This window comes from Cohnella rhizosphaerae, from assembly GCF_029525575.1.
Taxonomy (GTDB): domain Bacteria; phylum Bacillota; class Bacilli; order Paenibacillales; family Paenibacillaceae; genus Cohnella; species Cohnella rhizosphaerae.
The window spans coordinates 1,067,536-1,091,905 of sequence record NZ_JAPDIA010000008.1 but is presented as its reverse complement, the minus strand read 5'-3'; the positions used below and the strand labels follow the sequence as shown (position 1 = coordinate 1,091,905).

At 54.9% G+C, this 24,370-nt stretch carries 19 protein-coding genes and 1 pseudogene; 17 read left to right on the top strand and 3 right to left on the bottom strand.

All coding sequences use genetic code 11. The features are described 5' to 3' along the window. Window positions 1-1,101 carry a bifunctional diaminohydroxyphosphoribosylaminopyrimidine deaminase/5-amino-6-(5-phosphoribosylamino)uracil reductase RibD gene (ribD, locus tag OMP40_RS28595; RefSeq protein ID WP_277538088.1) on the top strand — a complete coding sequence of 367 codons (1,101 nt, stop codon included), beginning with the start codon at window positions 1-3 and terminating at the stop codon, window positions 1,099-1,101. A gap of 84 nt (window positions 1,102-1,185) precedes the next feature. On the opposite strand, the gene OMP40_RS28590 is transcribed toward ribD, so the two are convergent. Next, window positions 1,186-1,719 carry a histidine phosphatase family protein gene (locus OMP40_RS28590; RefSeq protein WP_277536422.1) on the bottom strand — a complete coding sequence of 178 codons (534 nt, stop codon included), beginning with the start codon at window positions 1,717-1,719 and terminating at the stop codon, window positions 1,186-1,188. Window positions 1,720-1,956: 237 nt separating this feature from the next. Here OMP40_RS28590 and OMP40_RS28585 point away from each other — a divergent pair, with 237 nt between their 5' ends. The 3 genes from OMP40_RS28585 (at window position 1,957) to OMP40_RS28575 (ending at window position 5,649) form a co-directional block, all read left to right on the top strand. After that, window positions 1,957-2,532 carry a dihydrofolate reductase family protein gene (locus tag OMP40_RS28585; RefSeq protein WP_277536419.1) on the top strand — a complete coding sequence of 192 codons (576 nt, stop codon included), beginning with the start codon at window positions 1,957-1,959 and terminating at the stop codon, window positions 2,530-2,532. A gap of 199 nt (window positions 2,533-2,731) precedes the next feature. Continuing rightward, on the top strand, window positions 2,732-5,422 hold the full coding sequence (locus tag OMP40_RS28580) for a Ger(x)C family spore germination protein (protein ID WP_420872090.1): 2,691 nt from the start codon (window positions 2,732-2,734) through the stop codon (window positions 5,420-5,422). After that, window positions 5,419-5,649, top strand: coding sequence for a hypothetical protein (locus OMP40_RS28575; protein ID WP_277536414.1), 231 nt, complete (start codon window positions 5,419-5,421; stop codon window positions 5,647-5,649). The genes OMP40_RS28580 and OMP40_RS28575 overlap by 4 nt, the downstream gene beginning before the upstream one ends. On the opposite strand, the gene OMP40_RS28570 is transcribed toward OMP40_RS28575, so the two are convergent. Continuing rightward, complete coding sequence (locus OMP40_RS28570) at window positions 5,638-6,741, bottom strand: GerAB/ArcD/ProY family transporter (RefSeq protein WP_277536411.1); 1,104 nt, start codon at window positions 6,739-6,741, stop codon at window positions 5,638-5,640. The genes OMP40_RS28575 and OMP40_RS28570 overlap by 12 nt on opposite strands. Before the next feature lie 195 nt (window positions 6,742-6,936). On the opposite strand from OMP40_RS28570, the gene OMP40_RS28565 reads away from it, so the two are divergent. The 9 genes from OMP40_RS28565 to OMP40_RS28525 all read left to right on the top strand — a co-directional run bounded on the left by OMP40_RS28565 (window position 6,937) and on the right by OMP40_RS28525 (window position 18,039). Then, the gene (locus OMP40_RS28565; protein WP_338131254.1) at window positions 6,937-7,575 is read left to right on the top strand and encodes a DeoR/GlpR family DNA-binding transcription regulator; all 639 of its coding nucleotides are present in this window, start codon (window positions 6,937-6,939) and stop codon (window positions 7,573-7,575) included. A 249-nt stretch (window positions 7,576-7,824) separates the two neighbouring features. Further along, on the top strand, window positions 7,825-8,163 hold the full coding sequence (locus tag OMP40_RS28560; protein WP_277536408.1) for a hypothetical protein: 339 nt from the start codon (window positions 7,825-7,827) through the stop codon (window positions 8,161-8,163). Beyond that, on the top strand, window positions 8,148-8,675 hold the full coding sequence (locus OMP40_RS28555) for a GRP family sugar transporter (RefSeq protein WP_277536406.1): 528 nt from the start codon (window positions 8,148-8,150) through the stop codon (window positions 8,673-8,675). The genes OMP40_RS28560 and OMP40_RS28555 overlap by 16 nt, the downstream gene beginning before the upstream one ends. Before the next feature lie 37 nt (window positions 8,676-8,712). Next, on the top strand, window positions 8,713-9,243 hold the full coding sequence (locus OMP40_RS28550) for a metallophosphoesterase (protein ID WP_277536404.1): 531 nt from the start codon (window positions 8,713-8,715) through the stop codon (window positions 9,241-9,243). 7 nt (window positions 9,244-9,250) lie between these two features. After that, window positions 9,251-9,457: a hypothetical protein gene (locus tag OMP40_RS28545; protein WP_277536402.1), complete on the top strand. Its 207-nt coding sequence runs from the start codon at window positions 9,251-9,253 to the stop codon at window positions 9,455-9,457. 11 nt (window positions 9,458-9,468) lie between these two features. Then, window positions 9,469-9,777 carry a hypothetical protein gene (locus OMP40_RS28540; protein WP_277536399.1) on the top strand — a complete coding sequence of 103 codons (309 nt, stop codon included), beginning with the start codon at window positions 9,469-9,471 and terminating at the stop codon, window positions 9,775-9,777. Window positions 9,778-10,135: 358 nt separating this feature from the next. Further along, entirely contained in the window at window positions 10,136-12,187 is a 2,052-nt protein-coding gene (locus OMP40_RS28535) for a right-handed parallel beta-helix repeat-containing protein (protein WP_277536396.1), read from the top strand. Then, entirely contained in the window at window positions 12,135-13,526 is a 1,392-nt protein-coding gene (locus OMP40_RS28530; protein WP_277536393.1) for an Ig-like domain-containing protein, read from the top strand. The genes OMP40_RS28535 and OMP40_RS28530 overlap by 53 nt, the downstream gene beginning before the upstream one ends. Before the next feature lie 133 nt (window positions 13,527-13,659). Next, entirely contained in the window at window positions 13,660-18,039 is a 4,380-nt protein-coding gene (locus OMP40_RS28525; protein ID WP_338131333.1) for a right-handed parallel beta-helix repeat-containing protein, read from the top strand. A 167-nt stretch (window positions 18,040-18,206) separates the two neighbouring features. Here the strand turns inward: OMP40_RS28525 and OMP40_RS28520 are convergent, their stop codons facing one another. Next, window positions 18,207-18,608, bottom strand: a complete 402-nt coding sequence (locus tag OMP40_RS28520; protein WP_277536392.1) for a GNAT family N-acetyltransferase — start codon at window positions 18,606-18,608, stop codon at window positions 18,207-18,209. 143 nt (window positions 18,609-18,751) lie between these two features. Between OMP40_RS28520 and OMP40_RS28515 the strand changes: the two are divergent. The 4 genes and pseudogenes from OMP40_RS28515 (at window position 18,752) to OMP40_RS28500 (ending at window position 24,215) form a co-directional block, all read left to right on the top strand. After that, a pseudogene (locus tag OMP40_RS28515) lies at window positions 18,752-20,547 on the top strand (glycoside hydrolase family 35 protein). 376 nt (window positions 20,548-20,923) lie between these two features. Then, a complete protein-coding gene (locus tag OMP40_RS42425; RefSeq protein WP_420872089.1) occupies window positions 20,924-22,531 on the top strand; it encodes an ABC transporter permease subunit in 1,608 nt (535 codons plus the stop codon). Window positions 22,532-22,891: 360 nt separating this feature from the next. Further along, complete coding sequence (locus OMP40_RS42420; RefSeq protein WP_420872088.1) at window positions 22,892-23,221, top strand: extracellular solute-binding protein; 330 nt, start codon at window positions 22,892-22,894, stop codon at window positions 23,219-23,221. Next, a complete protein-coding gene (locus tag OMP40_RS28500) occupies window positions 23,109-24,215 on the top strand; it encodes an extracellular solute-binding protein (RefSeq protein WP_277536389.1) in 1,107 nt (368 codons plus the stop codon). The genes OMP40_RS42420 and OMP40_RS28500 overlap by 113 nt, the downstream gene beginning before the upstream one ends. The last annotated feature ends 155 nt before the right edge of the window (window positions 24,216-24,370 follow it).

The window sequence follows — 24,370 nt, the reverse complement described above, 5'->3', positions numbered from 1 at the left end:
ATGACCAGCCACGAATTTTACATGCAGCTCGCCTTGCAAAATGCGTCGGCTATGAAGGGTCAGACGGACCCGAATCCGCTCGTCGGCTCCGTCATCGTGAACGACAACCGGATCGTCGGGGTCGGGGTCCATATGAAAGCCGGGGAGCCTCACGCCGAGATTCATGCGATTCGGATGGCGGGCGAGCATGCGCGCGGAGCGACGATCTACGTCACGCTCGAGCCCTGTTCGCACCACGGCAGGACGGGACCTTGCGCGGTGGCGATCGTGGAAGCGGGCATTCGGCGGGTCGTCGTCGCTACGCTCGACCCGAATCCCTTAGTGTCGGGCCGGGGCGTCGCCATATTGCGGGAAGCGGGCATCGAGGTCATCGTCGGCGTCTGCGAGGAGGCGTCGCGGCGGATGAACGAGGTATTCAACAAATTCATCGTCAGCGGACTTCCCTTCGTCACGCTCAAGTCCGCGATCACGATGGACGGCAAGACCGCAAGCCGCGTCTCCGACAGCAAATGGATCACTTCGGAGGCTGCGCGCGAAGACGTTCATCTGCTTCGCAATCAGAACGCCGCGATACTCGTCGGCGTCACGACGATCATCAAGGACGACTCCCAGTTGACGACCCGGCTGCCGAACGGAAGAAATCCGGTCCGCGTCATCCTGGATTCCACCTTGCGGCTGCCGCTGGACGCGCGGGTCGTCACGGACGGGGAGGCGCCGACCTGGGTGTTCACGACGCCCGCGTACGATCGCGAAAAAAAGAAGGCGCTGGAAGCGGCGGGGGTAGCCGTCTTCGTAACCTCGCAAAGCGGCAGAGTCGATCCCTCGGAAGTCGTCCGCACGCTGGGCGAACGGATGTTGTCTTCGCTTTTGATCGAGGGCGGCAGCGAGATCAACGCTTCCTTTTTCGAAAGCCGGCTCGTCGATAAAGTCGTGATCTATATCGCGCCCAAGTTGATCGGCGGCCGCGATGCGCCAACGTTTTTGGAAGGAACAGGCATTGACAAGATGAACGATGCCGTCGAGATTAACGACCTTGGCGTAGAGAAGCTGGGGAAGGACTTTAAATTTACCGGATATCCCGTCTATAAAGAAGGACGATAAGGCAAAGGCAGCCGGAATCGCGCCGCAGCATCGCAAGATAGAAGCAGGGAGCAGGGCGATTCCTGCTCCCTTTGCGTTGTATCCTTAGCCGCCGAGACGGTTAAATTCCTCCAGGGATAGCCTTGCGACCACATCGAACCCCTTTCCGCGGCCATGGGGTCTCACGACAACCGTTCCCATGTCGGGGATTGGACCGAGTCCCACGCCTGCCGGGAAGCTATGCGAAATGATTACTGTGTTGCTCCCCTCAGGCGGCTGCGCTTCCAACGTCTTGCCAAGGTCGTTTAATATGCGCGATCGTTCCATCTGATCCAAATTGCCGCTCAAACGATAGATATCGTAACCTAACGGATCGACTTTCATATTATCCGTTCGGAAGGCCAGCGCAGCGGTTTCGATTGCTCTGCAAAACGGACTGACCACAATGGGAAGCGATACGGGAATCCTTCGCCTCTTAAAGATATCTCCATACAACACAGCCTGCATTCTTCCCAATGCGGAGAGATTGCGTTGGGTCGTACAATCTTGAAAGCTTAAATTCGCCTGGTCCGAGCCTTCGGTCGCTTCCCCATGCCTGGAATAGAAAATGTAGCCTCCTTCTCGAAGCGAATCCAACAATCCCCGTTGAAAGGATCTTGTCCGTGGGACGCCATATGGGTCTGTCAACGTGTAGCCCCCCCCCTTAAATTGGCCGATTTAGGTGTTGTGACATCTATACGGTATGCGCCTTGACGCCGCGGGGTCATTTTTACGCTCGACATACGCGCAGGTCATATTAGCAATCCATAAGAAACAAGCCGAACGGAAATATCTTAAAATATCGTATAAGAACAGCGATTGGAGGGCGTTTTCGAAATGGCTAAACTGATCTACGTTGCTAATGTATCTTTGGACGGCTACATGGAGGACGAACGCGGCAATCTGGATTGGTCGATCTCGGATGACGAGGTATTTGCGTTCTGGACGGACTTCCAGCGGCCGATCGGAACTTACCTGTACGGGCGTCGCATGTACGAGTCGATGGTGTACTGGGAGACGGCGAACGTCAAATTGAACCCTTCCACCGGCGATCAACCCGATATGATGCGCGACTTCGCGCAGATTTGGCGAGCCGCCGGGAAGATCGTTTATTCCCGGACGCTTGAGTCGGTTTCCAGCGCCAGCACGAGGATTGAGCGCGAATTCGATCCCGACGCGATCCGCAGACTGAAGGCGTCGTCAGAAGCCGACTTGACGATCGGCGGCCCCGAGCTTGCCGGGCAAGCGATGAGCGCGGGACTGATCGACGAATGTCATCTGCTTCTTAATCCGATCGTCTTGGGCGGAGGCAAGCGAGCATTGCCGGACAACCTCCGCGTGCGGCTCGAGTTGCTCGGTGAGCGCCGCTTCCGATGCGGCGTCGTTCAGCTCCACTATCGCGTGATCGTCTGATACGAACCCTTCTGAATGAAATCCCTTGGCGCAAACGAGATCGTTCGTTCGCGTCAGGGGGATTTCGCTTTTTTGCGCATCGCATATTTTCACGCGGCGGTTGGGAAAGTATAGCTATCGCGGTTTTCTTTGGGGAGGGCCTCTCGGTTTGAAACGACTGAGAAAATGGATGCGTGGGAAACCGAAGCCGCTCGTCGTCATGGGAACCGAAGGCGCAGCGGGCGGGAAGCTGACGGAGTCGCTGGAGCAAAACGAGGCGTCGTTACGGGATATATTCAAGGACTGCTCGGATATGGTCTTCCGCAGCCTCGCGCGTACCGGAGAGGCGCGGCTTGCGGTTATTTATATTTCCAGTCTTGTTGATGAGACGATCGTCGACGAACATATTTTAAGGCCGCTGACGGCGCGCGGCGCCTTTCCGGCAGCCGGCCGCGAGACCGTCGGCGCGGAGCCGCTCGGGATTCAGCTGATCACGGCGGGTTCCGCGAAGCTGTCCTCGGACGTGGGCGAGATCGTGCGTCAGCTGTTGAACGGCCAGGCGCTCGTGCTTCAAGACGGCGACTGCGAGGGTTTGCTGGCGAAGGCGGACGGCGTCAAGCAGCGGAGTCTTGAAGAGCCCTCATCCGAACCGGTCATCCGAGGACCGAGAGACGGATTTATCGAGCGTATTTCCACGAACATGGGCTTGCTGCGCAACCGGCTGAAGACGCCCCGGCTGAAGCTGGAGTCGGTCGCGATCGGGGAGCTGTCCCGCACGGACGTCGTGCTCGCTTATATCGCGGGAATCGCGGCGGATTCGCTGGTCGGAGAGGTGCGAGAGAGAGTAAGACGCATTCGGATCGACGGCGTGATGGATTCCGGTTACCTCGAGGAGTTCATCGAGGACTTGCCGTACTCCCCGTTTCCCCAGACGCACAGCACCGAACGGCCCGACGTCGTCGCCGCCGAGCTGCTGGAGGGCAAGGTCGCGATATTGGTCGACAACTCGCCGTTCGCGCTGATCGTACCCATGACGTTTTGGACCGGCCTGCAGGCGAGCGAGGACTATTATACGCGCTGGCCCGTCGCCACCTTCGTGCGCTGGGTTCGCTTCTTGTTCATCTTTATCGCCATTTTCGCGCCTTCCTTGTATGTGGCAATCACCACTTTTCATCAGGAAATGATCCCGACGAACCTGGTGCTGAGCATCGCATCCGCCAGAGAGGCCGTCCCTTTCCCGGCTTTGTTCGAGGCGCTGTTGATGGAGATCGTCTTCGAGGCGTTGAGAGAGGCAGGCATCCGGCTCCCCAAACAAATCGGACAAGCGATCAGCATCGTCGGCGCGCTCGTCATCGGCCAGGCGGCCGTGCAGGCCGGCATCATCTCCGCGCCGGTCGTCATCATCGTATCGATCACGGGCATCGCTACGTTTACGATACCGCGGTACAGCTTCGCCAGCGGCGTACGGCTGCTCCGGTTTCCGATGCTATTCCTGGCAGGGACGCTCGGCTTGTACGGTATCGTGCTCGGATTTTTATGCATTGTCCTGCACCTGGTTTCTTTGCGCTCCTTCGGCGTTCCCTATCTGGCGCCGCTCGGTCCGATTCAGTCGAAGAGCTTGAAGGACATCCTCATACGGGCTCCGATCTGGGCGAAAAGACATCGTCCGCAAGCGACGGCGACGGCCGATCGGGTTCGCGAGCCGGCAGGACAGCAGCCGAATCCGTATCGGGGGGAACCGGTCGTGAGACGCGCGTTGCAGGCTAGCTGTCTGTTGTCCGCATGTTTGCTGAGCGGCTGCTGGGACCGTACGGAGATCAACGATCTGGCTTTTATAACCGGCAGCGCGTTCGATCTGACGGACAACGGCGACTATTTGCTGTCGCTTCAGATCGCCATACCTTCTTCGACGCCCGGCGGCGCTGGCGGCGGGCCGCAGCAAAAATTTTTCGTCGTATCGGCCGCCGGCAAAAACGCGAACGAAGCCTTCGAAAAGCTGCAGAAAAAAAGCTCGCGCAAGCTATTTACGGCTCATCGCAGCGTGATCCTCATCGGCGAAGCGCTGGGCCGGCGCGGAATCGAAGGCGTGATCGACGTGTTTGCGCACGATCCTCGCCAACGGTTGCGCACGTACATCATGGTCGTAAAGGGGGGACAAGCGAAGCAATTGCTGCAGACGAAGTATCCCTTCGACCAGGTACCGATGGAGGCGGTCAAGGAAATGGAAGGACAGCGCAGCGAGATCGCGGTTAACCTGAGAGATTTTTTCATAGCGTCTTCAAGCGAAGGTATCGACCCCGTCATGGGCGCCATCGAGGTTGAGCCTGAGGGAAACGATCCGGCGAAGAACGGCATGTTCAAGCTGGCGGGTTCCGCCGTTTTTAAAAAGACGAAAATGGTCGGAAAGCTGGACGAACGCGAGACGGACGGTTTGAACTGGGCGACCAACCATATGAAGGACAAAAGAATCAATGCGGCGCTGCCGGGCGGACAAGGGAACGTGGGCATGCTTGTCACGCACGCCGAGCGAAAAATCGCGGCCGACGCAAGCGGGGACCGCATCCGCTTCAAGATTCTGCTGCAAGGAAAGGGCGCTTTGTTCGAAAACAATACCCGTCTGGACGTCACGCGGCCGAAAAATATCGCCATCGCGAAGGCGGCGCTGGAAAAATCCGCGCGGAAGCAAGTGGCGGACGTCTTGCTCAAGCTGCAGAAGGAATACGGCGCGGATGTCGTCGGCTTCGGACGGCTGCTCCATCAGAACAAGCCGAAGCGATGGAAAGCGATCCAAAGCGAGTGGAACCGCAAATTCGTCGAGGCGGAGATCGCGGTCGATGTCCGCCTGGACATCAGCGGCGCGGGCATGGCGGGCCCGCCGTTGCAATGGAACCCAAAGGAGATCCGAAAATGATCGCTTACATCGCAGCATACGCATTAATCGGAACGATCTGGACGATCGTGCGTTTGACAGCGCTGCTGGAGGGCCGAAAAAACAAAGAAGCGGCCGTGTATGGCGGGACGATGGTCATCTCTCTCGTCATCGGTTCCTTGCTGCTTGCCCGAGTGAAGCTGCCGAGCTTTGCGATGGCCGCGCAATGGCTGCTTGCCCCCGTCGGGCACTTTTTGTTACGGCAATGAAGGGGCGGCCATTCGTTTGACGCCGTCCACGATCAGAAGCGCGAGCGGAATGAGACTCTGATTCAGAAAGGCCAGGACGGGGAACGTAAAGACGAGATAATCGAGCAGCGCGGCGGCGTTGGGGAATACCCAAACCGTTCCGATCAACGAAAGCAAGGTGAGCGGAAATACGAGGTCCCGGTAATTCCGGATTTCGAACAGGTGGCTGACGCATACGCTAAAAATAAACAGGGATACCGCGACTTTAATGAAGCAGCCGATCACCCATGTGGACACCGCGATCGCTTCCAGACGTTCGAACGAACCTTCGATTCCGATATACTGCACCACGCTCAAGAACGAATAAGTCAATTTTCCGGTTAGAGGACCGAGGATCATAAGCGTAAGCATGATCAGGCTGACGGACATCAGCGTTACGCCGGACAGCGCAAGCAGCGAAGCTTGGCGCGCCTTGGCGACCGAGGACCGGAAGTAAGGGAGGAGCCACCCTAGAATAAACACCTGGTTCATAAAGCCGCCTCCGGGATTAACCGCGCCTTGCAGAACCGGCAGCCATCCGTTTTCAAGAACCGGCTTGAGCAGATGGGCATCGGCTTCCGCGATCGTTAGCACCAACAGCGGAATAAAGAGTCCCAGCAGCAGCAGCGTAAGAAATTCGTTGGATCTCGAGATCACTTCGATGCCAAGCCAGGCGGCCGCGCCGCTCAAGGCAAGAAAGGTCAGGCTGATCACGAGGAAGGGACTTTCCGGAAGCAAAAGCGTGCTGATAAACCCCGTATGCTGCATCGTAATGGTCGTTATCGATATAAACCAATAATAGGCGTAGTTCGCCGACGTTAATTTACCGAGCCATTTCCCGACGATGCGGGCGCTGTATTGTTCGACGGACAGTCCGGGGTACCGCCTGGACAGCTCGCACATGACCCAAATGCCGACGAATCCGGTCGCGGACGCGAGCAGCTCCGAGATCCAGGCATCCTGCATCGCGAACATGACCGAGAGCGAAGGGACGGTCAACAAATTCGTCGATATGATAAACGTAAAAATTAAAAAACCGAGCTGCGTGCCGTCGATCTTTTCCGAATCTTGCATGCGAGAACTCCATTTCCTGGCAGATATGTTCCAAGTATTCGCCGTGCGGCCGACGTTTATACAATCTATCGGATATGTTAAACTGACACCAGGTAAACGAGAATGCGTAGGAGGCTCGGCATGCTGGCTCGCGAAAGGCATAATAAAATCGTTCAAATGCTGCATCGTCAGCAATTCGTCAAAGCGAACGATTTGATGAAGGCATTCGGCGTTTCCTTCGAGACGATAAGAAGAGATCTGGAGCGTCTGGAAAAGGAAAGATATTTGGTCAGAGTGCACGGCGGAGCAACGCTGCCGGACAATGAATATCGAAACGAGCTGCCCTTCACGGTTCGGGAACAAGAGCAGAAGCAGGAAAAGAGAGAACTGGCGACGACGGCATCCCGCTTCGTTAAGGAAGGCCAATCTCTCATTCTCGATGTCAGCACGACCAATACGGAATTTGCCAAGGTGTTGTGCGAGAAGTTCGAACGGCTCACGGTCATGACGAACTCATTTCCCATTGCCAATCTGTTGATGAACAAGCCGTCGTTTACGATTATTTTCGTAGGCGGCGTCGTACGCAATTCAGAGCAAAGCGTCGTAGGGGATTTTGCGGAATCGTTTGTCGCGCAGTTCCATGCGGATACGTTTTTTTATGAGCGCAAGCGGTATCTCTCTGTCGGAAGGAATCACGGATTACGGTATCGGGGAAATTCAGCTAAAGGCGAAAATGCTGCAACGCTCCAAAAAAAGTCATCGCGCTTGCGGACAGCAGCAAATTCGAAGTCGTCTCGCTATATCCGGTTTGCGCGCTTCGCGATATCGACAAAATCGTCACGGATTCCAGGGTAGCGCCGGATCTCGTTCGATTATATAAGGATAAAGGAATCGAAATCGTCTGTTCCTGAGCTTGCGCGTAGAAGCCGCTGCATCTGATTGCAGCGGCTTTATTATGTCTCGACCGACCTTCCGACACCCAAGTTCGCGATTAAAGGGAGCGAGACATTCAGGGTTGACGCTGATCTCGTACGATGATAATATTCATCGTGTTGTGTGAAATGTTGTGTTTGTGTGTAATAAATTGCGTATTGGGGTGGTTAATTGTCGATATGGTTCGTATTGGCCTCGGGAGCGGCGCATGCGACGTGGAATTTGCTCGCCAAGCGCAGCGGTCATAAACAAGTATTTTTGCTGCTCGTCCTTTTGCCGAGTACGCTGCTTTTATTGCCGGTTCTGGTTGCCGAATTGATCAGCAGAGGGATCGCCGGCCAAAGCGGATTGTTGTTGACGCTATCCATGGCTGCGCAAGCCGGATATGGGTATTTTTTTGTCCAAATCGCTGGAGCAAGGAGACGTCTCCCAGGTTTATCCGATGATGCGGGGAATGAACGCATTATTGCTTCCACTCATCGGAATCTTTTTTTTTGCATGAGACGTTGACGGGGTGGGGGTGGATCGGTCTGCTATGCATTGCGGCCGGGTTCTTTCTGTCCAGCGGCATCGGCGCCCGGAGGAACCGGCAAGCCGTTCCATTGAACGCCGTTCTTTACACGGTAGCGGTAAGCCTTTGCACGTTGTCTTACATATTGATCGACAAGCTGAACCTGCAGCACTATACGCCGCTCAGTCTGCTGGAGGTGTCCAATATCGGATTTTTGCTCGGTCTTATTCCATTTGTCCGATTAAGGGAAATCCGAAGGTGCTTGAAGGACAAGCAACGCCTGCGTGAGCTGGCGATCGGCTCGGTGCTGTCTCCGGGCTCTTATTTATTGTTTTTGTTGGCCATGAATGCTTCGAAGCTGGCTTATATCGCGCCTCTTCGAGAGATCGGGACGGTGTTCGGCGCGTTCGCGGGCATCTATTGGCTGAAGGAGCGCAAGGAAGCCGCGCGCATCGTATCCGCCTGCGTCATTTTTGCGGGCATCTTGCTGCTCGGAATTGGCGGGCGCTAGCTATTCTGCATCGATTCGGTATGAAGGAGATGAGCGCTTGGAAGACATCGATGAACGATATGGCCATGCGGTAGACCTGGCTGTAGAAGCGTTAACGGACAAGCAAACGAACGAGACGTTGAATTTGATTTTCGTCACGGACTTGCATCATACCTGCGGCGGCAACCAGCTCAGAGCCGCTCGGGCCATACGCGAATTGACTTTGCGCCTCCCGTTGGATCTGGTCGTGAACGGAGGGGACAGCGCCGCGAATGAGACGAAGGATCGGACATTGGCTTCGCAAACGGAGATTTGCCATGCGCTTCGAACGCCGGGCGTGCCGGTCCTGAGCGTCAAGGGCAACCATGACGACAATTCGATATATGGCCATGACCGGGAGGAACTCCGAGGCCGGCATGTCATTTTTCCTTCGGAGACGAGACGCTTGATTCAAGACGGCGTTCTCGATGCGGCGAGGTGGGATACGACGCGTTCCGACGGTCTTTATTATTTCGCGGACGTCGAAGCTAAAAAAAACAAGAGTGATCGTACTCGATACGATCGATATTCCATACGCGGATCCGGATAGCGGCACAATGGAGCATTTCGGACAGTGGGAATACGCGTTCTCTCCGGAGCAGCTGAACTGGCTTGCGAACGAAGCATTGCATTTGCGAGGCAAGCCGGACTGGCGGGTGCTGATCGTTTCCCATGTGGCAATTTTGCAGGATGAGGTATTCGGAGCGGATTTCCCGGTGAGAAACGGCGAAGCGCTATGGGGGGATTGTATGCGCATTCCGTGACGGAGGTTCGTATGACGCGGAAGTCGGCGAGGGGGGAACGCGTGCGCCGGGTGGCGGCCGACTTTGGGCAACAAGGTAAACGTACGGTTATCGGCTGCTTGTTCGGTCACGTTCACTTCGACCAAACCGTGTATCGGGATGGAATCCCGATGATATCGACGCTGAACGCATGCACGAATCAGGATTTCCCGGAAGCGCCCGAACGTAAGGTCGGGACTTTGAGCGAATCGGCCTTTGATATCGTGACGGTGAACTTCGGGCAATCGCGCGTCGATACCTACCGATTCGGCGCCGGCGAGCATCGTTCGATCTCATTCTGATTCGTTTTGTTTTTCATGAGCCTGCCGTCAAGGGCGGGCTTTTTTGCGCTGCTCCGGTTTTTTCGGGTCAGAAAAAAAAACAAGCGAAACGAATTTTTGTGAGCATCCTTGCGCCTCTTCGGAGTCGGAGCCAGGGAAACCCCGCAAAAGAAGCGATGGGCGGCTTGACATTGTAAGAACTCGCCAAACGCCGCTGCCGATCCTGCATTTCAAGCTTCATGAACCCGATTGACAAGGTTGTTTTTCTGGATTAGATTACTAGAATAGGTTCCAAACCTATCCTACAAAAATATGTTGGGAGGAACAAAGATGAAGCCGAAGTTCAACAGAGCGATCGCGGCTCTGCTGGCCATCCTGCTTGTCTGTACGCTGCTGCCGCAGAAGCCGGCGCTCGCGGGCGGAACGGGGGGAAGGAGAGACGTACTACGTCGCCAACGATGGGGACGATGCGAATGCGGGAAGCGCGGAAGCGCCGTTTCAATCGTTCGCCAAAGGCGTCGCGCAGCTGCAGCCCGGGGATACGCTGGTTATTCGAGCGGGTTCCTATTCGGAGGCGCTGGTGCTGGACGGGTTGACGGGCACGGCGCAAGCTCCGATTACGATCCGCGGAGAGGAAGGCGCCAACATAACGGCGAGCGCCTACGTGAACGCGCCATTTTGGAAAAACTTCGCGTTAAGCGTGACGAACAGCGAATATGTCCGGATCAGCAATCTGAACCTGACGTTCGGCGGCACGCCGTCTACCGGGGACAGCTACACGGCAGGCATCAGCAACGCGAAGCATGTGACGCTGCAGAACAACCGCCTGGTCGCCGACGGCCCGGCCTACGCGGTGTTTTATCTGAATACCAACAACGAATCGCTTGTGCTTGATTCCAATTACGTCGAAGGCTCGGATAATGCTTTCTACGGCTACGGACTCGAGCATACGACCGTCACGAACAACATTTTTACGCAATGGTGGACCTTTCACTTTGAATCCGGCACTTCGGCGAACAATATCGTCAGCAACAATGTGTTCGCGGGTACCGGAGAGCATTTTTACGGCGGAACCTACGAGAACAGCATCATCACGAACAACATTTTCTTAGGGAATCCATCCTTGTCGCAAGGCGACGGCAATACGATCGGTTGGAACAGCGTGACCGGCGAAAGCGATAAAACTTCCGAATCCGATGTCGTGGCCACGGCCGAAGAGCTGTTCGTATCGGCCTCCGATTATCATCTGAAGGACGGAAGCCCCGGCATCGACGCGGGAACCGGGACGGGCTTGCCGGCAGCCGACAACGACGGCAGCGTTCGCTACGGCGCTCCGGACATCGGCGCATACACCTACGGGCAAGTCTACTACTTAGACGGCAACGCCGCTTCGGGCGGAGACGGACGAAGCGAGGCCACCGCCTTTAACCAACTGGCGGAAGCGAACGCAGCGGTCGTACCCGGCGCGACGCTCCTCATCAAGCCGGGAACCTATGCCGGCAGTCTCTCGATCGCGGGCACGGGCGCCTCGGATTCGAAGCCGATCGCGATCCGCAAGCTGGGCGAAGGAACGGTTCAAATCAATGGCGGCTCCGGTCCGGCCATTGCCCTGACCGATATCGCCAATGTCAGCATCGACGGCTTGTCGCTGGCGAGCGACGGCAATTCCGCGCTGCTGGCGGACGGCCTCGTTAACGGCGATATCTCGAACTCGACGTTTACGACGGCGGTACACGGGATGGAGATAACGGGCCAAACCAGCGGCTCCCGTTTCCACGGCAACACCTTTAAGCAGACCGATCAGAAGGGCATCCTGCTCAAGGACTCCTCCAACAATCAAATCTACAACAATGTCTTCGATAACTACAAAAATATTTTGAACGAAGGCGGCAGTTTCACAAATACCCGAATCATGAACAACGTTTTTATCTCTCATTACGGCGACGGCGCCAACGTCATTCTGAAGGGAACGAATACAGGCAATACGATCGCGAACAATATTTTCAGGGCGGAAGGGCCCGTTGCCGTTCAGGCGCCCGCTTCCTTTTTCGAAGCGGAATCCGGCAATTCGGTCGACTACAATTTGTACGACAGCACCGGCGCGGGTCTGACGGGCGGCAAGCCCGCGAACGAAGCGAACAGCGTGTACGGCGATCCGTCGTTCGTCAGCGATACGGACTTCCATCTGCAAATGGGAAGCGCTGCCATCAACAGAGGGACGAGCGCGAATGCGCCGCCGCAGGACCGGGACGGCAACGTTCGGTTCGGCGCGACGGATATCGGAGCCTATGAATACGCGGGCGATACCTCGGCTTTTTTATGTGATCGCCCAAACGCCTCAAGGAACCGGGAACAGCGTCCAATCCAAGATCGATATCGTGTTGTCCGAGAAGACGAACGACGACAACGGAAATATCGCGGGCAACATTGAAATATCGACGGTCGTAGACGGCATTGCCATGGCCGTGCCCGGCAGCTTCGGCGCGGCTGACGAGGGGACCGGCACCAAGATCACGTTTACGCCTAGCGTTCCGCTGAATTACGATTCGACGTATACCGTCAAGATTAAAAAGGATCTGATGAGCGAGAACGGCAATTATCTCCCGGCAGACGTGTCTTGGAATTTCGGCACCGAAGCTTTTATTATGAACGAATATTTCATTTCCCCGAACGGCAGCGACGCCAATCTGGGGACGATCGACAGTCCGAAAAAAAACGTGTCGACAGGCTTGATCGCCAAACTGAAGGCAGGGGATACGGTCTATTTCCGGGAAGGCGCGTATAACGGCATCATCGTTCTGCAGTCGATATCCGGTACGGCGGACAAGCCGATCACCTTCAAAAGCTATCAAAACGAGAAAGCCGTCTTAACGTCCGATCACGCGGACTACATCATCTACCTGGGCCACAGCCAGCATATTCGCATCGAAGGGTTGACGTTCGCCCCGAACGCCTCGCAAAACGGCTCGCGCGGCGTAGCGGTTCGTATCGACAACCATTCGGCGGGCGGCAAGCAGAGCTCCGGCATCGTCGTGACCGGCAATCGCTTCGAGAATTGCGGCACGGCCGTCGCGACGCGCGACCTGGCCAACGTCGGCTATGGCGATTTCGAATTTTCGAACAATACGGTTTATTCGAACGACAGCTGGGGCTTTTACTTCCAAGAGGTTAGAGTCAAGGCCGGCAGCTACGGCAAAATATTCAACAACGTCATCTACGGCGCATCCCGCAGCCTGAATTTATGGGGAAAAAGCGCCAATCTGCTCTTTTACAACAATACGTTCGCCGATTCGTACGATCCCGTCGGCGGGAGCGGCCGGTTCGATATTTACCCGGTACAGGGTACGTACGACGCGGTCGCGAATCCCATCAACATCTCGAAGGATCTGGTATTCAAAAACAATATATTCACGAAGCCGATTCGCACGCAGCTGGAGGGCGGAAAAGCGATCATCGACGCGTCGCAAAACGTCGCGTTCGACCATAACGTCTATTCGATCGCAGGCACTTCGCGCGTCACCTTCAATTATGGCGGCGAAGGCCCGAATCTGACGCTGCCCGAATTGCAGAGCGGCACCGCATGGGCCAATCAGGGAAGGCCGCTTGAGACGGGGGGGAAGGACGGGCGAGGTCAGATTCGTCGATACGGCGAGCGACGCCCGGATCATCTTCGGCACGAACCCCGCGATCGGAGCGGCCGTCGCCGAGATCGTACCCGGCGTCGAAGCGCCGGCGACCGATATAAACGGCAAACCGCGGACGCAAAATGAAGCGGGCGCCTTCGCGTTCGACCAAACCTTTGCTTTCGTCGGAAAAAACGCGGGAGAAGCCGACGGCTCTCCGCTGCATCCGTATCCTTCGATCGAAGCCGCGCTGCATGCGGGCGCCAAAAGCATCCAGGTGATGGCGGGAACGTATGCAGGCGCCGAGCAGCTCGATATGAGCGAATCGACCGGAGAAGGAGACGTGACCGTCGAGCCTTACAATGGCGACGTCATTCTGAACGGAGCGGTAGACATTGTCGGGTCGGCGGATAAGGCGATCACGCTGCGCGGACTTACGCTGGCCGGGAACGTCGCCGTGAGCGGTCAGAAGGTTAGTCTGGACGGCAATCGGATCAAGGGGGCCGTGACCTTGAATCAGGCGGACGAGGCGGCGGTGACGAACAATGTCTTCGCTCCGGCAGCTTCGGCCGCGATAACGCTCGTCGGCACGGTCAACGCTTACGTGGCGAATAACGTCATTTACGATAGACAGTCGGCCCTGCGGCTGACCTCCGGCTCGTTGCACAATCAGTTTTACAACAATACCTTTTACGAAAACGACGAGGATGTCGCCCTGAGCCAAGACTCGACGGGGAACGCGTTCAAAAACAACGTCTTCTCGACGCTGCCGGACGGCTTCGCGAACAATTCGTTCGATTACAATCTGTACAATGCGGACACGATCGGGCAAGCCGATCTGAGCGCTATCTCGGAAGCGCATGCCGTCAAGGCCCCGGCCGAATTCATCAACGCCAAGGCGAAGGACTTTCGCATTTATAAAGGAAGTCCGGCCGTCGGCGCGGGCGTCATGGATGCGAATACGCCTTCGAAGGACATCAACGGCATCGCGAGAAAAACGCCCGTGGACATCGGAGCCTATGCGGCGGCGGCGGTGCAAGTGACGTATTACGTCGATCGTGCCGCGGGCAACGATAACGATGCGGGCACGCAATCGGCGCCGTTCGCGACGATCGCCGCAGCGCTCGGCGTCCTCCGGAACGGCGAGAAGGTGCTCGTCAGAGCCGGCACCTATGACGAGGATATCGTCCTTGCCGACAGGACGGGGCAAAATGCCGGCGATTATGCGATCCAAGCGGAAGGCGATGTCGTGCTTAACGGCAGCATCTCGTTGAACAACGCAACCGGCGTGACGCTGGAAGGCTTCACGGTGCATCCCGGCAGCGATGAATCCGCGGTCACGATCGTCGATTCTCCGAAAACGACGCTGAACCGTCTTGCGATCGCCGGCGCGAAGTACGGCATCGATGCGACGGGAAGCCCTGAGCTGAGCGTCGGCGGCGTACGCGTGCGGCAAGCGGAAAAGGGAATCGTACTCGAAGGCGGCGACGCCGCGATGAAGGCCTCGGTGACGCAATCGATCATCGACGGGGCAAGCGTACGCGCGATCGAAGCGAACGACGGCGTCTCGTTGACGGTAGATACGAGCGTAATCGCCAATTCGGGCGAAGGCGCGGTCGGCACGAACGCCGCCGAACTGTTCCTGTACAACAATACCTTCTATAACAATATCGGGTACAGCCTTTCCGCTGCAGGCGCGAATCGCCTCCAGCTCGCCAACAACATTTTCGCCAGAAGCGAAAAAGACCAGGGCGCTTTGGTCTCCTTATCCAATATTGCGGAGCTCGTTTCAGACTATAACCTGTACGACGCAGCGGAGGACGAGAAGATCGTCCGCTTGGACGGCAACGAGCTGACGCTGGCGGCATTCGCGGGCAGCGGCGCGGAGCAGCATGGCAAAATCGGAAATCCGGCGTTCAAGGATGCGGCAAACGGCAATTACAAGCCGGGGAAGGGCAGCGCCGCGTCGAGAAACGGCGTTAAGTCGATCAACGGACAGACGGCTCCCGCCGCGGATCTGGAGGGGACGCCTTATAGCGCGCTCGGCCAGGACATCGGCGCCTACTATTCGCCTTACAGCATGAAGACGATCCACCTTGCCGGCGACAACGTCGGCTCGCTGACCGGAGACGGCTCGGCCGAGCATCCGTTCCGTACGTTCGCCCAAGCGATCGGCGCGGCGGATTCCGGAGACACGATCATCGTCCATAAAGGCATCTATAATGGACGATACGACATCGTAGACAAGCACGGGGTCGCCGATGCGCCGATCGTGATCAGGGCCAGCACGGATCCGAACGATCCGTTGGACCTGCCGAACGCTTCGCTGCCGGGACCGGTCTTCACGAGCAAGGCGAACTATCAGGATCGAGACGAAGAAGCGTCGGCCGAAACGATGTCGCAGATCGCCGACAGCTCTTACCTGACGATCGAAGGCCTGTACGTGACCGGATACCGCGGCGCAGGCATCTGGACGATGAACAGCGACCACCTGACGCTTCGCGATCTGAACATTTGGGATATCGATACGCCGCAGGATATTACGTCCGGGGTGCAAGGGCTGCTGATCAACTATACGACGAATTCGCTGTTCCAAAATATCCGTGTCTGGGATATCGGCCAGACCCGCAAGAGCCAAGCCGATCACGGCGCCTATATCGGCCACAGCTCGGCGCTCGTTTTCGACGGCATGATGGTATCGGATTCGCCGGGCGGCGGCATGCAGTTCTATGCGGGGGACAACTACGATATTCAAGCGGAGGATGTCGTCATCAAAAACAGCGTGTTCGCCGGATCCAAGTACGGTCTCATACTCGTCGGGATTCAGGGGTTCACGATTACGAACAACACGTTTTACAATAGCTGGTCCAACGATCTGTACCTGGACTGGAACGTGCGGGGCAATCTGTTCCAGAACAATATTTTTTACAACGATCGCACGGAGCCGTACGATTCGGTCGACGGCCTGGTGAAGCCGGTCATCGTCGGATACCAGTACAATGTCGTTCGAACGAACCCGGACCAATCGACGACCGACATGGTCGTGAACAATACGTTCCGCAATAATATGTACGATTACAAAACGTTCTCTCCGAATGCGCAATTCCGCTCCGACGTCATGCCGATCGCCGAATTCCTATCGGCCGAGAACGCGGCGGAAACGAACAATCGCTATAGCAGGATGTTCGCCGGAGAAGCAAGCTTCAAGGGTTCGACCGCCGGCGCCGCGGACGATTACGAGGCGGCCCAACGAATTTTCGAACATGTGTTGGACCTGAAGGACGACAGCGACGCGATCGACGAAGGCGTGACGGAATTCGCGCCCGTTAAGGACATCTTGGGACGCGACCGGGCAGGCTTGCCGGATCTGGGCGCGTACGAGAATCCGAACGGCGGAAGCGATAACAACGGCAACAACGGCAACAATGGCAACAATGGCAACAATGACAACAACGGAAATTCTAGCGGCAACGAAGGTTCGGGTCCCGTCATCGGCACGATCGCCAATCCATCGCTGGATGTCAAAACGGGCATCGCCTATGCGCGAATGAGCGATCTGGAGATGGAAGCGGCGCTGAAGACGGCTTCGACGGGCGCGAACGGCGGAACGTCGATTCAAATCAAGCTGCCCCGGACGCAAGGCGCAAGCGCATATTCCGTCGAGCTGCCCAACCCTGTCTCCTTTGCGACAGGTTCCGTGCAGCTGGTCGTGAACACGTCTTCGGGTACGGTCACGATTCCCGGCAAAGTCCTGAATGCCGCCGGTGCCGGCCGCTTGACGCTAGTCATCGGTTCGCCGTCATCGTCGTCCGGCCTCCTGACGGCCGAGGTGACGCTTGCCTTGACGCAAGACGGCAAGCCCGTCTCGCAGTCGACGGGGAATACCCGTGCCGACAAGGTTAAGGTCGAACTGCCATATACGCCGACCGCCGAACAGCGCAAGCACCCCGAGACCATCGCGGTGTGGCGATCCGGCAGCCAAGGCAGCGCGATCGTCGTTCCTAGCGCCTTCTACGATGCTGCGGCAGGCGCGATCGTCTTCGAAGCGGATGCGCCGGGCACCTATCGGATAACGGACGGCTATAAAAGCTTCAAAGATATGGCGAGCGCCGACTGGGCCAAGCATGCCGTGGAGATTCTTGCATCCAAGGGCATCGTTAACGGCGTATCGGCTGATGCGTTCGCGCCTTCGGCGACCATCCGCAGAGGGGACTTCGTGACCCTCCTGGTTCGGGCGCTGGGCCTGAACGCCGAAGCGGCTCAAAACTTCGACGATGTCCAATCGGGAGATTATTATGCCCGGGAGATCGCGATCGCCAAAAGCCTCGGCATCGCGAAGGGCGCCGCCGACGGCAGCTTTAACCCGAAGGCCGGCATCAGCAGACAGGATATGATGGTGCTCGCATACCGGGCATTGCAGGCTGCCGGCATTACCATGGCAAACGGAGCGGGCGATGCGCTGGGCGCGTTTTCGGACAAGTCGGACGTCGCTCCCTACGCGCTCGACAGCCTTTCGGCGCTGGCGGCCGAACAGCTCGTCAAGGGCTCGGGCGGCAAGCTGAACCCGCTTGCCGACACCTCCCGCGCGGAAGCTGCGGTGCTGCTTTACAACATCTACAACAAGATATACATGGATTTGTCGTCTAGGACGCAACAGTAAGGCCAGGCCGAGAGTCCCGAGCGACAGGGGGCTCTCGGCTTTTTAAATCGAACCGGGGGGGATGAAAGGAGTCAATCAGGTTGGATTGTTTTGAAAAACGATTTCCATCGCGATACCTACGATTGCTTCACCAAGTTGGTTTTTTTAGTAGAAAAAGATCGAAAGGTTTAAATCCCATTTTTTTTGTAAAAGAGTAATCCTGTAATATTGGTATTGTGACAGATCAGTTGTAGCCTTCCCACTTTTAACTCCACTTTTGCTTGCCGAATCATCTCATGAACCAGTGCAACAGAAGCTCCCTTTCCTCTATTTGCCGGGTTTACTATAACATTGCCTAGGAAGCATTTTGCATTCTCTTCGAGTCCATAAAAGTTTGCATAGCCGACTACCGTTTTGTCTTGCAAAACGACCGTTGGATTCAGCCTGCTTTTGACAGACTCTACTATTTGTTCTGGTGTCAGAGGATATTTCCCGGCGGGAAACATTGAAAACAATTCCAGTTCATTTTGTGGGAACTTACAAATTATCGGGTGATCATCTGGTTCGAGTGTTCGGAATGTAAAATTCAATTAAAATCCCCCTCAAGTCATATAAAATTGAAAATTATAACTTAATACATCTTAACATCTACTCAGTTTTTGGTATAGGTTTAGAACAATGATCACTTATCGCTACAATTGATTGATAAAAAATAGTAGAAAGGACGGTCGCGATGAACAAAGCGACATTTGGCATTGAAGCCGGACATTTTGTCTACAACGGACAGAGAATCCGGTTGATCAGCGGCGCGATGCATTATTTTCGGATCGTGCCGGATTATTGGGAAGACAGACTGCGCAAGCTGAAGGCATGCGGATTCAACGCGGTAGAAACCTATATCCCTTGGAATCTGCACGAGCCGAAGGAAGGCTGCTTCAACTTCGAGGGGATGGCGGACATTCGGCGATTCGTCGAGCTGGCGCACGGCCTGGACTTGTTCGTTATCGTGCGGCCAAGTCCTTACATTTGCGCGGAATGGGAGTTCGGAGGACTGCCGGCTTGGCTGCTTGCGGACGCCAACATCCGGCTTCGCTGCATGCACCGGCCTTTTTTTGGATAAAGTGGATGCTTATTACGATGTGCTGCTGCCGTTGCTGAGACCTTTGCTCTGTACGAACGGCGGTCCGATCATCGCCGCGCAGATCGAGAATGAATACGGCAGCTATGGCAACGACAAAGCCTATTTACAATATTTAAGAGAAGGATTGATCCACCGAGGGATCGATGTTTTATTGTTTACGTCCGACGGTGCGGAGGACGGCATGCTTCAAGGCGGCGCCTTGTTCCCGCAAGTGCTTGCGACGATTAATTTCGGTTCCAAGCCGGATGCGTCCTTCGAGAAATTGGCGCAATATCAGCCCGATCGGCCGATGATGTGCATGGAGTATTGGAACGGATGGTTCGACCATTGGGGGGGAAGCGCATCACGTCAGGGAATTCGAAGACGTAGCCGCCGAATTGGACAGCATGTTAAGTGCGGGAGCGTCGGTCAACTTCTACATGTTCCACGGAGGAACGAACTTCGGTTTTTATAATGGCGCCAATTACTTCAATCGATACGAACCTACGGTTACAAGCTACGATTACAATGCCTTGCTCAATGAAGCGGGAGAAGTGACGGAAAAATACTTGGCGATCCGCGAGGTGATTGCCAAACACGTCGAAATACCCGAAAATCTGCTGCCCGAACCGATCAAGAAGAAATCCTTTGGCGTTATCCGATTAACCGAGCAAGCGAAGCTGCTTGAACAGTTGGAGTCGCTGACCCAACCGATATACAGCGTCTACCCCGAGACCATGGAGAGACTGGGGCAAAATTACGGTTTTATTTACTATCGAACGAAAGTATCGGGTCCCAGAACCAAGAGCAAGCTCGTCATTCAGGAAGTGAGAGACCGGGCTTTGGTATACCTGGACGGCGAATACAAAGGGGTCATCGACAGAAACGAGCATGACATCGGCTTGGATATCGGCGAGCGCGATATCGTCGTAACGACGCCTTCCGAAGGTTCAAGCCTGGGCATACTGGTTGAAAATCAGGGCCGGGTTAATTACGGTTGGATGCTTAAGGATGCCAAAGGAATTACCGAAGGGGTAAGACTGGGCGGGCAATTCTTGTTCGGATGGGATATCTTCACCCTGCCGATGGACGACTTGAGCGCGCTAACCTTCGAGCCCGTCCCTTCGGATCGCGAATGTCAGTCCGACCTCGCTTCTCCGATTTTCTATAGAGGCTCGTTCGAAATTACGGCGCCCGCCGATACCTTCTTAAAGCTAGAGGGATGGGGCAAGGGAAATGTCTTTATCAACGGATTTAATCTGGGACGGTACTGGAACATCGGTCCGCAAAAGACGCTATACGTTCCGGGGCCGCTGCTTAAAGAGGGACAAAACGAAATCATCGTGCTGGAGCTGCACGCGGTGAGCGAACCGGTCGTTCAGTTCCAGGAGCATATGGAGCTAGGCTGATCTTAGCGGGGAGATACACGGGAGGCACGCCGACATAAGGCGTGTCTTTTTAATTTGCGCCAGAACGCGCGGCAGCCGGTACCGAAAGTGAAATTAGAACGATAAAAAAACTGAAATTCGTTGTATAGGCGCCTTCGTCTCTTGCCGTGGAGGTCCAATGCATAATTTTGTGTAACGCGATGCCTAGTTTTATTGATTACATCGCGCCGGCAGGCGCGTTATCTTAATTACAAGAGATGTAATCAATCGAAAGAAGGGAATCGCCGTGAATCATGTCACCTCGTCCGTACAGGCATCCGCTCGGAGAGAAAAGAAAGCCGCGTTTGAGCGGCGCGCGTTATGGCGCGAAATATGGCAGAGCAGAGCTTTGTATTTCATGCTGCTGCCGGGTCTGATCTGGTATGCCGTATATAAATACTTGCCCATGTACGGGCTGACGATCGCGTTTAAAGACTATAGTATCGTAGGCGGTCTGTGGTCCAGTCCGTGGGCGGATCCGTGGAACAAATATTTTCTGCAGTTTTTCCACTCTCCTTATTTTTCGCAAATCTTAATGAACACGGTGCTGATAAGCTTTTATAAGCTGGTTTTCGGAACGATACCGCCCATTTTGTTAGCCCTTTTATTCAACGAGTGCAAAAATCGTTGGCTGCGAAAGTGGGTTCAGACGCTCAGCTTTATGCCTCATTTCTTGTCGTGGGTCATCATTTACGGCATAGCCATCGCTTTGTTATCGGAAACGTCCGGCGTCGTGAATCGTTGGCTTGTCGACAGCGGGTGGAAAGCCATTCCTTTCATCACTTCTACGGAATGGTTTCGAACCTTGCTGGTCGGCAGCGACATTTGGCAGAACATTGGATGGGGAGCCATTATATATATGGCGGCCATGGCGTCGATCGACACTTCGCTTTACGAGGCTTGCCGGGTGGACGGCGGCGGGCGTTTTCGGATGATCTGGAATATTACCTTACCCGGCATTCGCAGTACGATCGTGCTTTTGCTCATTCTGAAGATCGGCTACGTCATGGACGCCGGCTTCGACCAAATTTACGTCATGTACAATCCGCAGGTTTATGAGGTAGCCGACATCATCGATACTTGGGTATATCGGACGGGACTGCAGCAGATGAATTTCAGCTTGGGATCCGCAGTGGGATTATTTAAGTCGCTGATCGGCATCACGCTTATCGTATTGTCCAATCGAATCGCCAAGCGATGGGGGGGAGTCCATATGGTAAGGGGACGTTCGGACCGGATATTCGATGTTTTGGTTTATGCCGTTTTGTTGGCGGTGGCGTTAACGGCCGTTCTTCCTTTGCTTTATGTGTTGTCGATCTCTCTTACGCCGTACACCGAAGTGTTAAAAAACGGGGGATTCATTCTTTTTCCAAAGTCCATTACGTTTGAGGCTTATAAGGAACTGTTCGCCGATGCGGCGATTCCGAAGGCTTTCGGCGTGACGATCTTCGTGACCGTTGTCGGTTCGATCATTAACTTGGCGTTAACGTTGCTGATGGCCTATCCATTAAGCCGCAAGAAATTGCGAGGGCGCACGTTTTTTCTGATGGCCGTCGTTTTCACCATGCTTTTCAACGGAGGCCTCATTCCTACCTATTTGATCGTAAGGGAGACGGGACTGACCAATACGCTTTGGTCGATGATCATACCGGGCGCGATCTGGACGTTTAATCTGTTGATCATGAAAAGCTTTTTCGAAAATCTGCCGGAGGAATTGCACGATTCCGCCAGAATCGACGGCGCAGGAGAGACCCGGGTGTTGGCCAGCATCGTGCTTCCGCTATCTATCCCTTCCATCATGACCGTTGGCCTTTTTTTATGTGGTCGGACATTGGAACGATTTTTTTTTCGGCCGTGCTTTATATCACGAACAGGGATCTATATCCGCTTCAGGTTATCGTGCGCAACATATTGCTTGAGAGCGCGAATTTACAACAAAATACCGACGTCGTACTGCCGACGGTGACGATGCAGATGGCTGCCGTTATTTTTGCCAGCTTGCCGATCATCCTCGTCTATCCGTTTGTACAGAAGCATTTTACGAAAGGAATGCTGATCGGCGCGATTAAAGGTTGATCATTGGGGAGCCAATTTTCAATAATATCAAAATATAGAGAGGTCGTTGTGAGATGAACATGCAAAAAAGGGGCAACAAGCTTACTTATCCCCGTCACGATGTTGACGCTTGTGGTGGCAGGCTGCGGAGCGAATGACCAAAAGAATGCGACAAACGAAACGTCGACAGCGCCCATGAAGCTTGAAGTGATTAAAATCGGTTGGGGATCGAAATTGCCGGACAAAGGCGACGACTTCATCAAAAAAAGCGCTGGATGAAAAACTGAATATCGATATTACGCTCACTACGCCGGCTTCGCAGGATGATTTTAAAAATCAGCTGAATACGCGAATCGCGGCCGGAGATTACCCCGATATCATGGAACTGGACAACCGGAACACCTTGCAGTCTTTAGCTGAAAAAGGCGCCTTGCTCGATCTGACGCCCTATGTCGATCAATTAAGCGGAATCAAGACGATGGTCGGAGATGACGGATTCAAAAAAAGGCGTCGTCGGCGGCAAAATATACGCGATCGCCAAAACCCCGCAGCTTGTCACGTCAGCGTATTATATCCGGAAGGATTGGCTCGACAAGCTTGATCTAGAAATGCCGACGACTAGCGAGGAGCTATTGAACGTAGCCAAAGCATTTACGGAGCAAGATCCGGACGGCAACCATAAAAAAGATACGTTTGGCATCACCGGACTGGATTGGGCGGCGTTCTCTCCCGTCTTCGGGTCCTTCGGCGTACCGTCCGGCGTCGGGAACGGCGTTTATATGAAAGATGGAAAAGCCATCACTTCCGCCGAAGATCCTCAAATGAAAGCCGCGCTCGGCGAGATCAAGAAATTTTTCGATGTAGGCGTAGTCGATCCCGAAGTGTTCAGCAACAAAGGTACGGCGCATATCGACAAGGGAATTAAAGGGCAGGTCGGCATCGTTTATACGGACTGGAATGCATTTATCCGCAAAGAAGGCGCCGACAAGGTGAAGGCAGCCAATCCGAATGCAGAGTGGGTGATGATGCCGACCATTGCGGGGCCGGCCGGCCAGTTCGATAGCCCGTACGATATCGGTTCTACCGCAGGCTTAATCGCTTTGCCTGCCAAGCTTGAAAAGGATAAAAACAAACTGCAGAAAGTGTTCGACCTGCTTAATTACGTTTCTTCCCAGGAAGGCTCCTTATTGGTGCAATATGGCTTAAAGGACAAGCATTTTACGGTTGAAGGCGACAAGATCCAGATCACGGAGCTTGGAGCCAAAGAAGCGGGCTACATTTGGTTGTACCAATTTACCGGGCGTCCCGAAGCGCAGTATTTAGCCACTAAGTTTGGCTACGCGGCTTCGGATATCGAAAAAAGCTCCAAGCTGAATCGATTGCGTCTTTATAATGGTTTTATCGATTTGCCAGGCGAATTTAATTCGGCCGACTCTTTCCGGTATGCCAATGACGTAGCGCTGCAAATCATATACGGAAAAAAGCCGATCGATATCTTCGATCGACTGGTCGACGACTTGAACGGCAAATTCAACTATAAATTGTATACGGATCAGGCGAACAAGCAGCTCAAAGAGCTCGGTTACATTCAATAAAGGATCAAATCGGTTAAAGGCAGGGCGTACATGCGATGTACGCCTGTCTGTTTGAAAGCGTGCTATAATAAACAATCACGAAGCGCGGTCTAGCGGGGGGGATACGATTGTTCGGTTTGCGATGGTTGCTTCCTTCCAAAATCAAATACAAGCTT

Bases quoted from the DNA above. Each gene is read 5' to 3' on its own strand.
- ribD (WP_277538088.1), top strand. From the start codon at position 1: ATGACCAGCCACGAATTTTACATGCAGCTCGCCTTGCAAAATGCGTCG.
- OMP40_RS28585 (WP_277536419.1), top strand. From the start codon at position 1,957: ATGGCTAAACTGATCTACGTTGCTAATGTATCTTTGGACGGCTACATG.
- OMP40_RS28580 (WP_420872090.1), top strand. From the start codon at position 2,732: ATGGGAACCGAAGGCGCAGCGGGCGGGAAGCTGACGGAGTCGCTGGAG.
- OMP40_RS28575 (WP_277536414.1), top strand. From the start codon at position 5,419: ATGATCGCTTACATCGCAGCATACGCATTAATCGGAACGATCTGGACG.
- OMP40_RS28570 (WP_277536411.1), bottom strand. From the start codon at position 6,741: ATGCAAGATTCGGAAAAGATCGACGGCACGCAGCTCGGTTTTTTAATT.
- OMP40_RS28565 (WP_338131254.1), top strand. From the start codon at position 6,937: ATGAAGGCATTCGGCGTTTCCTTCGAGACGATAAGAAGAGATCTGGAG.
- OMP40_RS28545 (WP_277536402.1), top strand. From the start codon at position 9,251: ATGGAGCATTTCGGACAGTGGGAATACGCGTTCTCTCCGGAGCAGCTG.
- OMP40_RS28540 (WP_277536399.1), top strand. From the start codon at position 9,469: ATGACGCGGAAGTCGGCGAGGGGGGAACGCGTGCGCCGGGTGGCGGCC.
- OMP40_RS28525 (WP_338131333.1), top strand. From the start codon at position 13,660: ATGGCGGGAACGTATGCAGGCGCCGAGCAGCTCGATATGAGCGAATCG.
- OMP40_RS42425 (WP_420872089.1), top strand. From the start codon at position 20,924: ATGCTGCTGCCGGGTCTGATCTGGTATGCCGTATATAAATACTTGCCC.
- OMP40_RS28500 (WP_277536389.1), top strand. From the start codon at position 23,109: ATGACGGATTCAAAAAAAGGCGTCGTCGGCGGCAAAATATACGCGATC.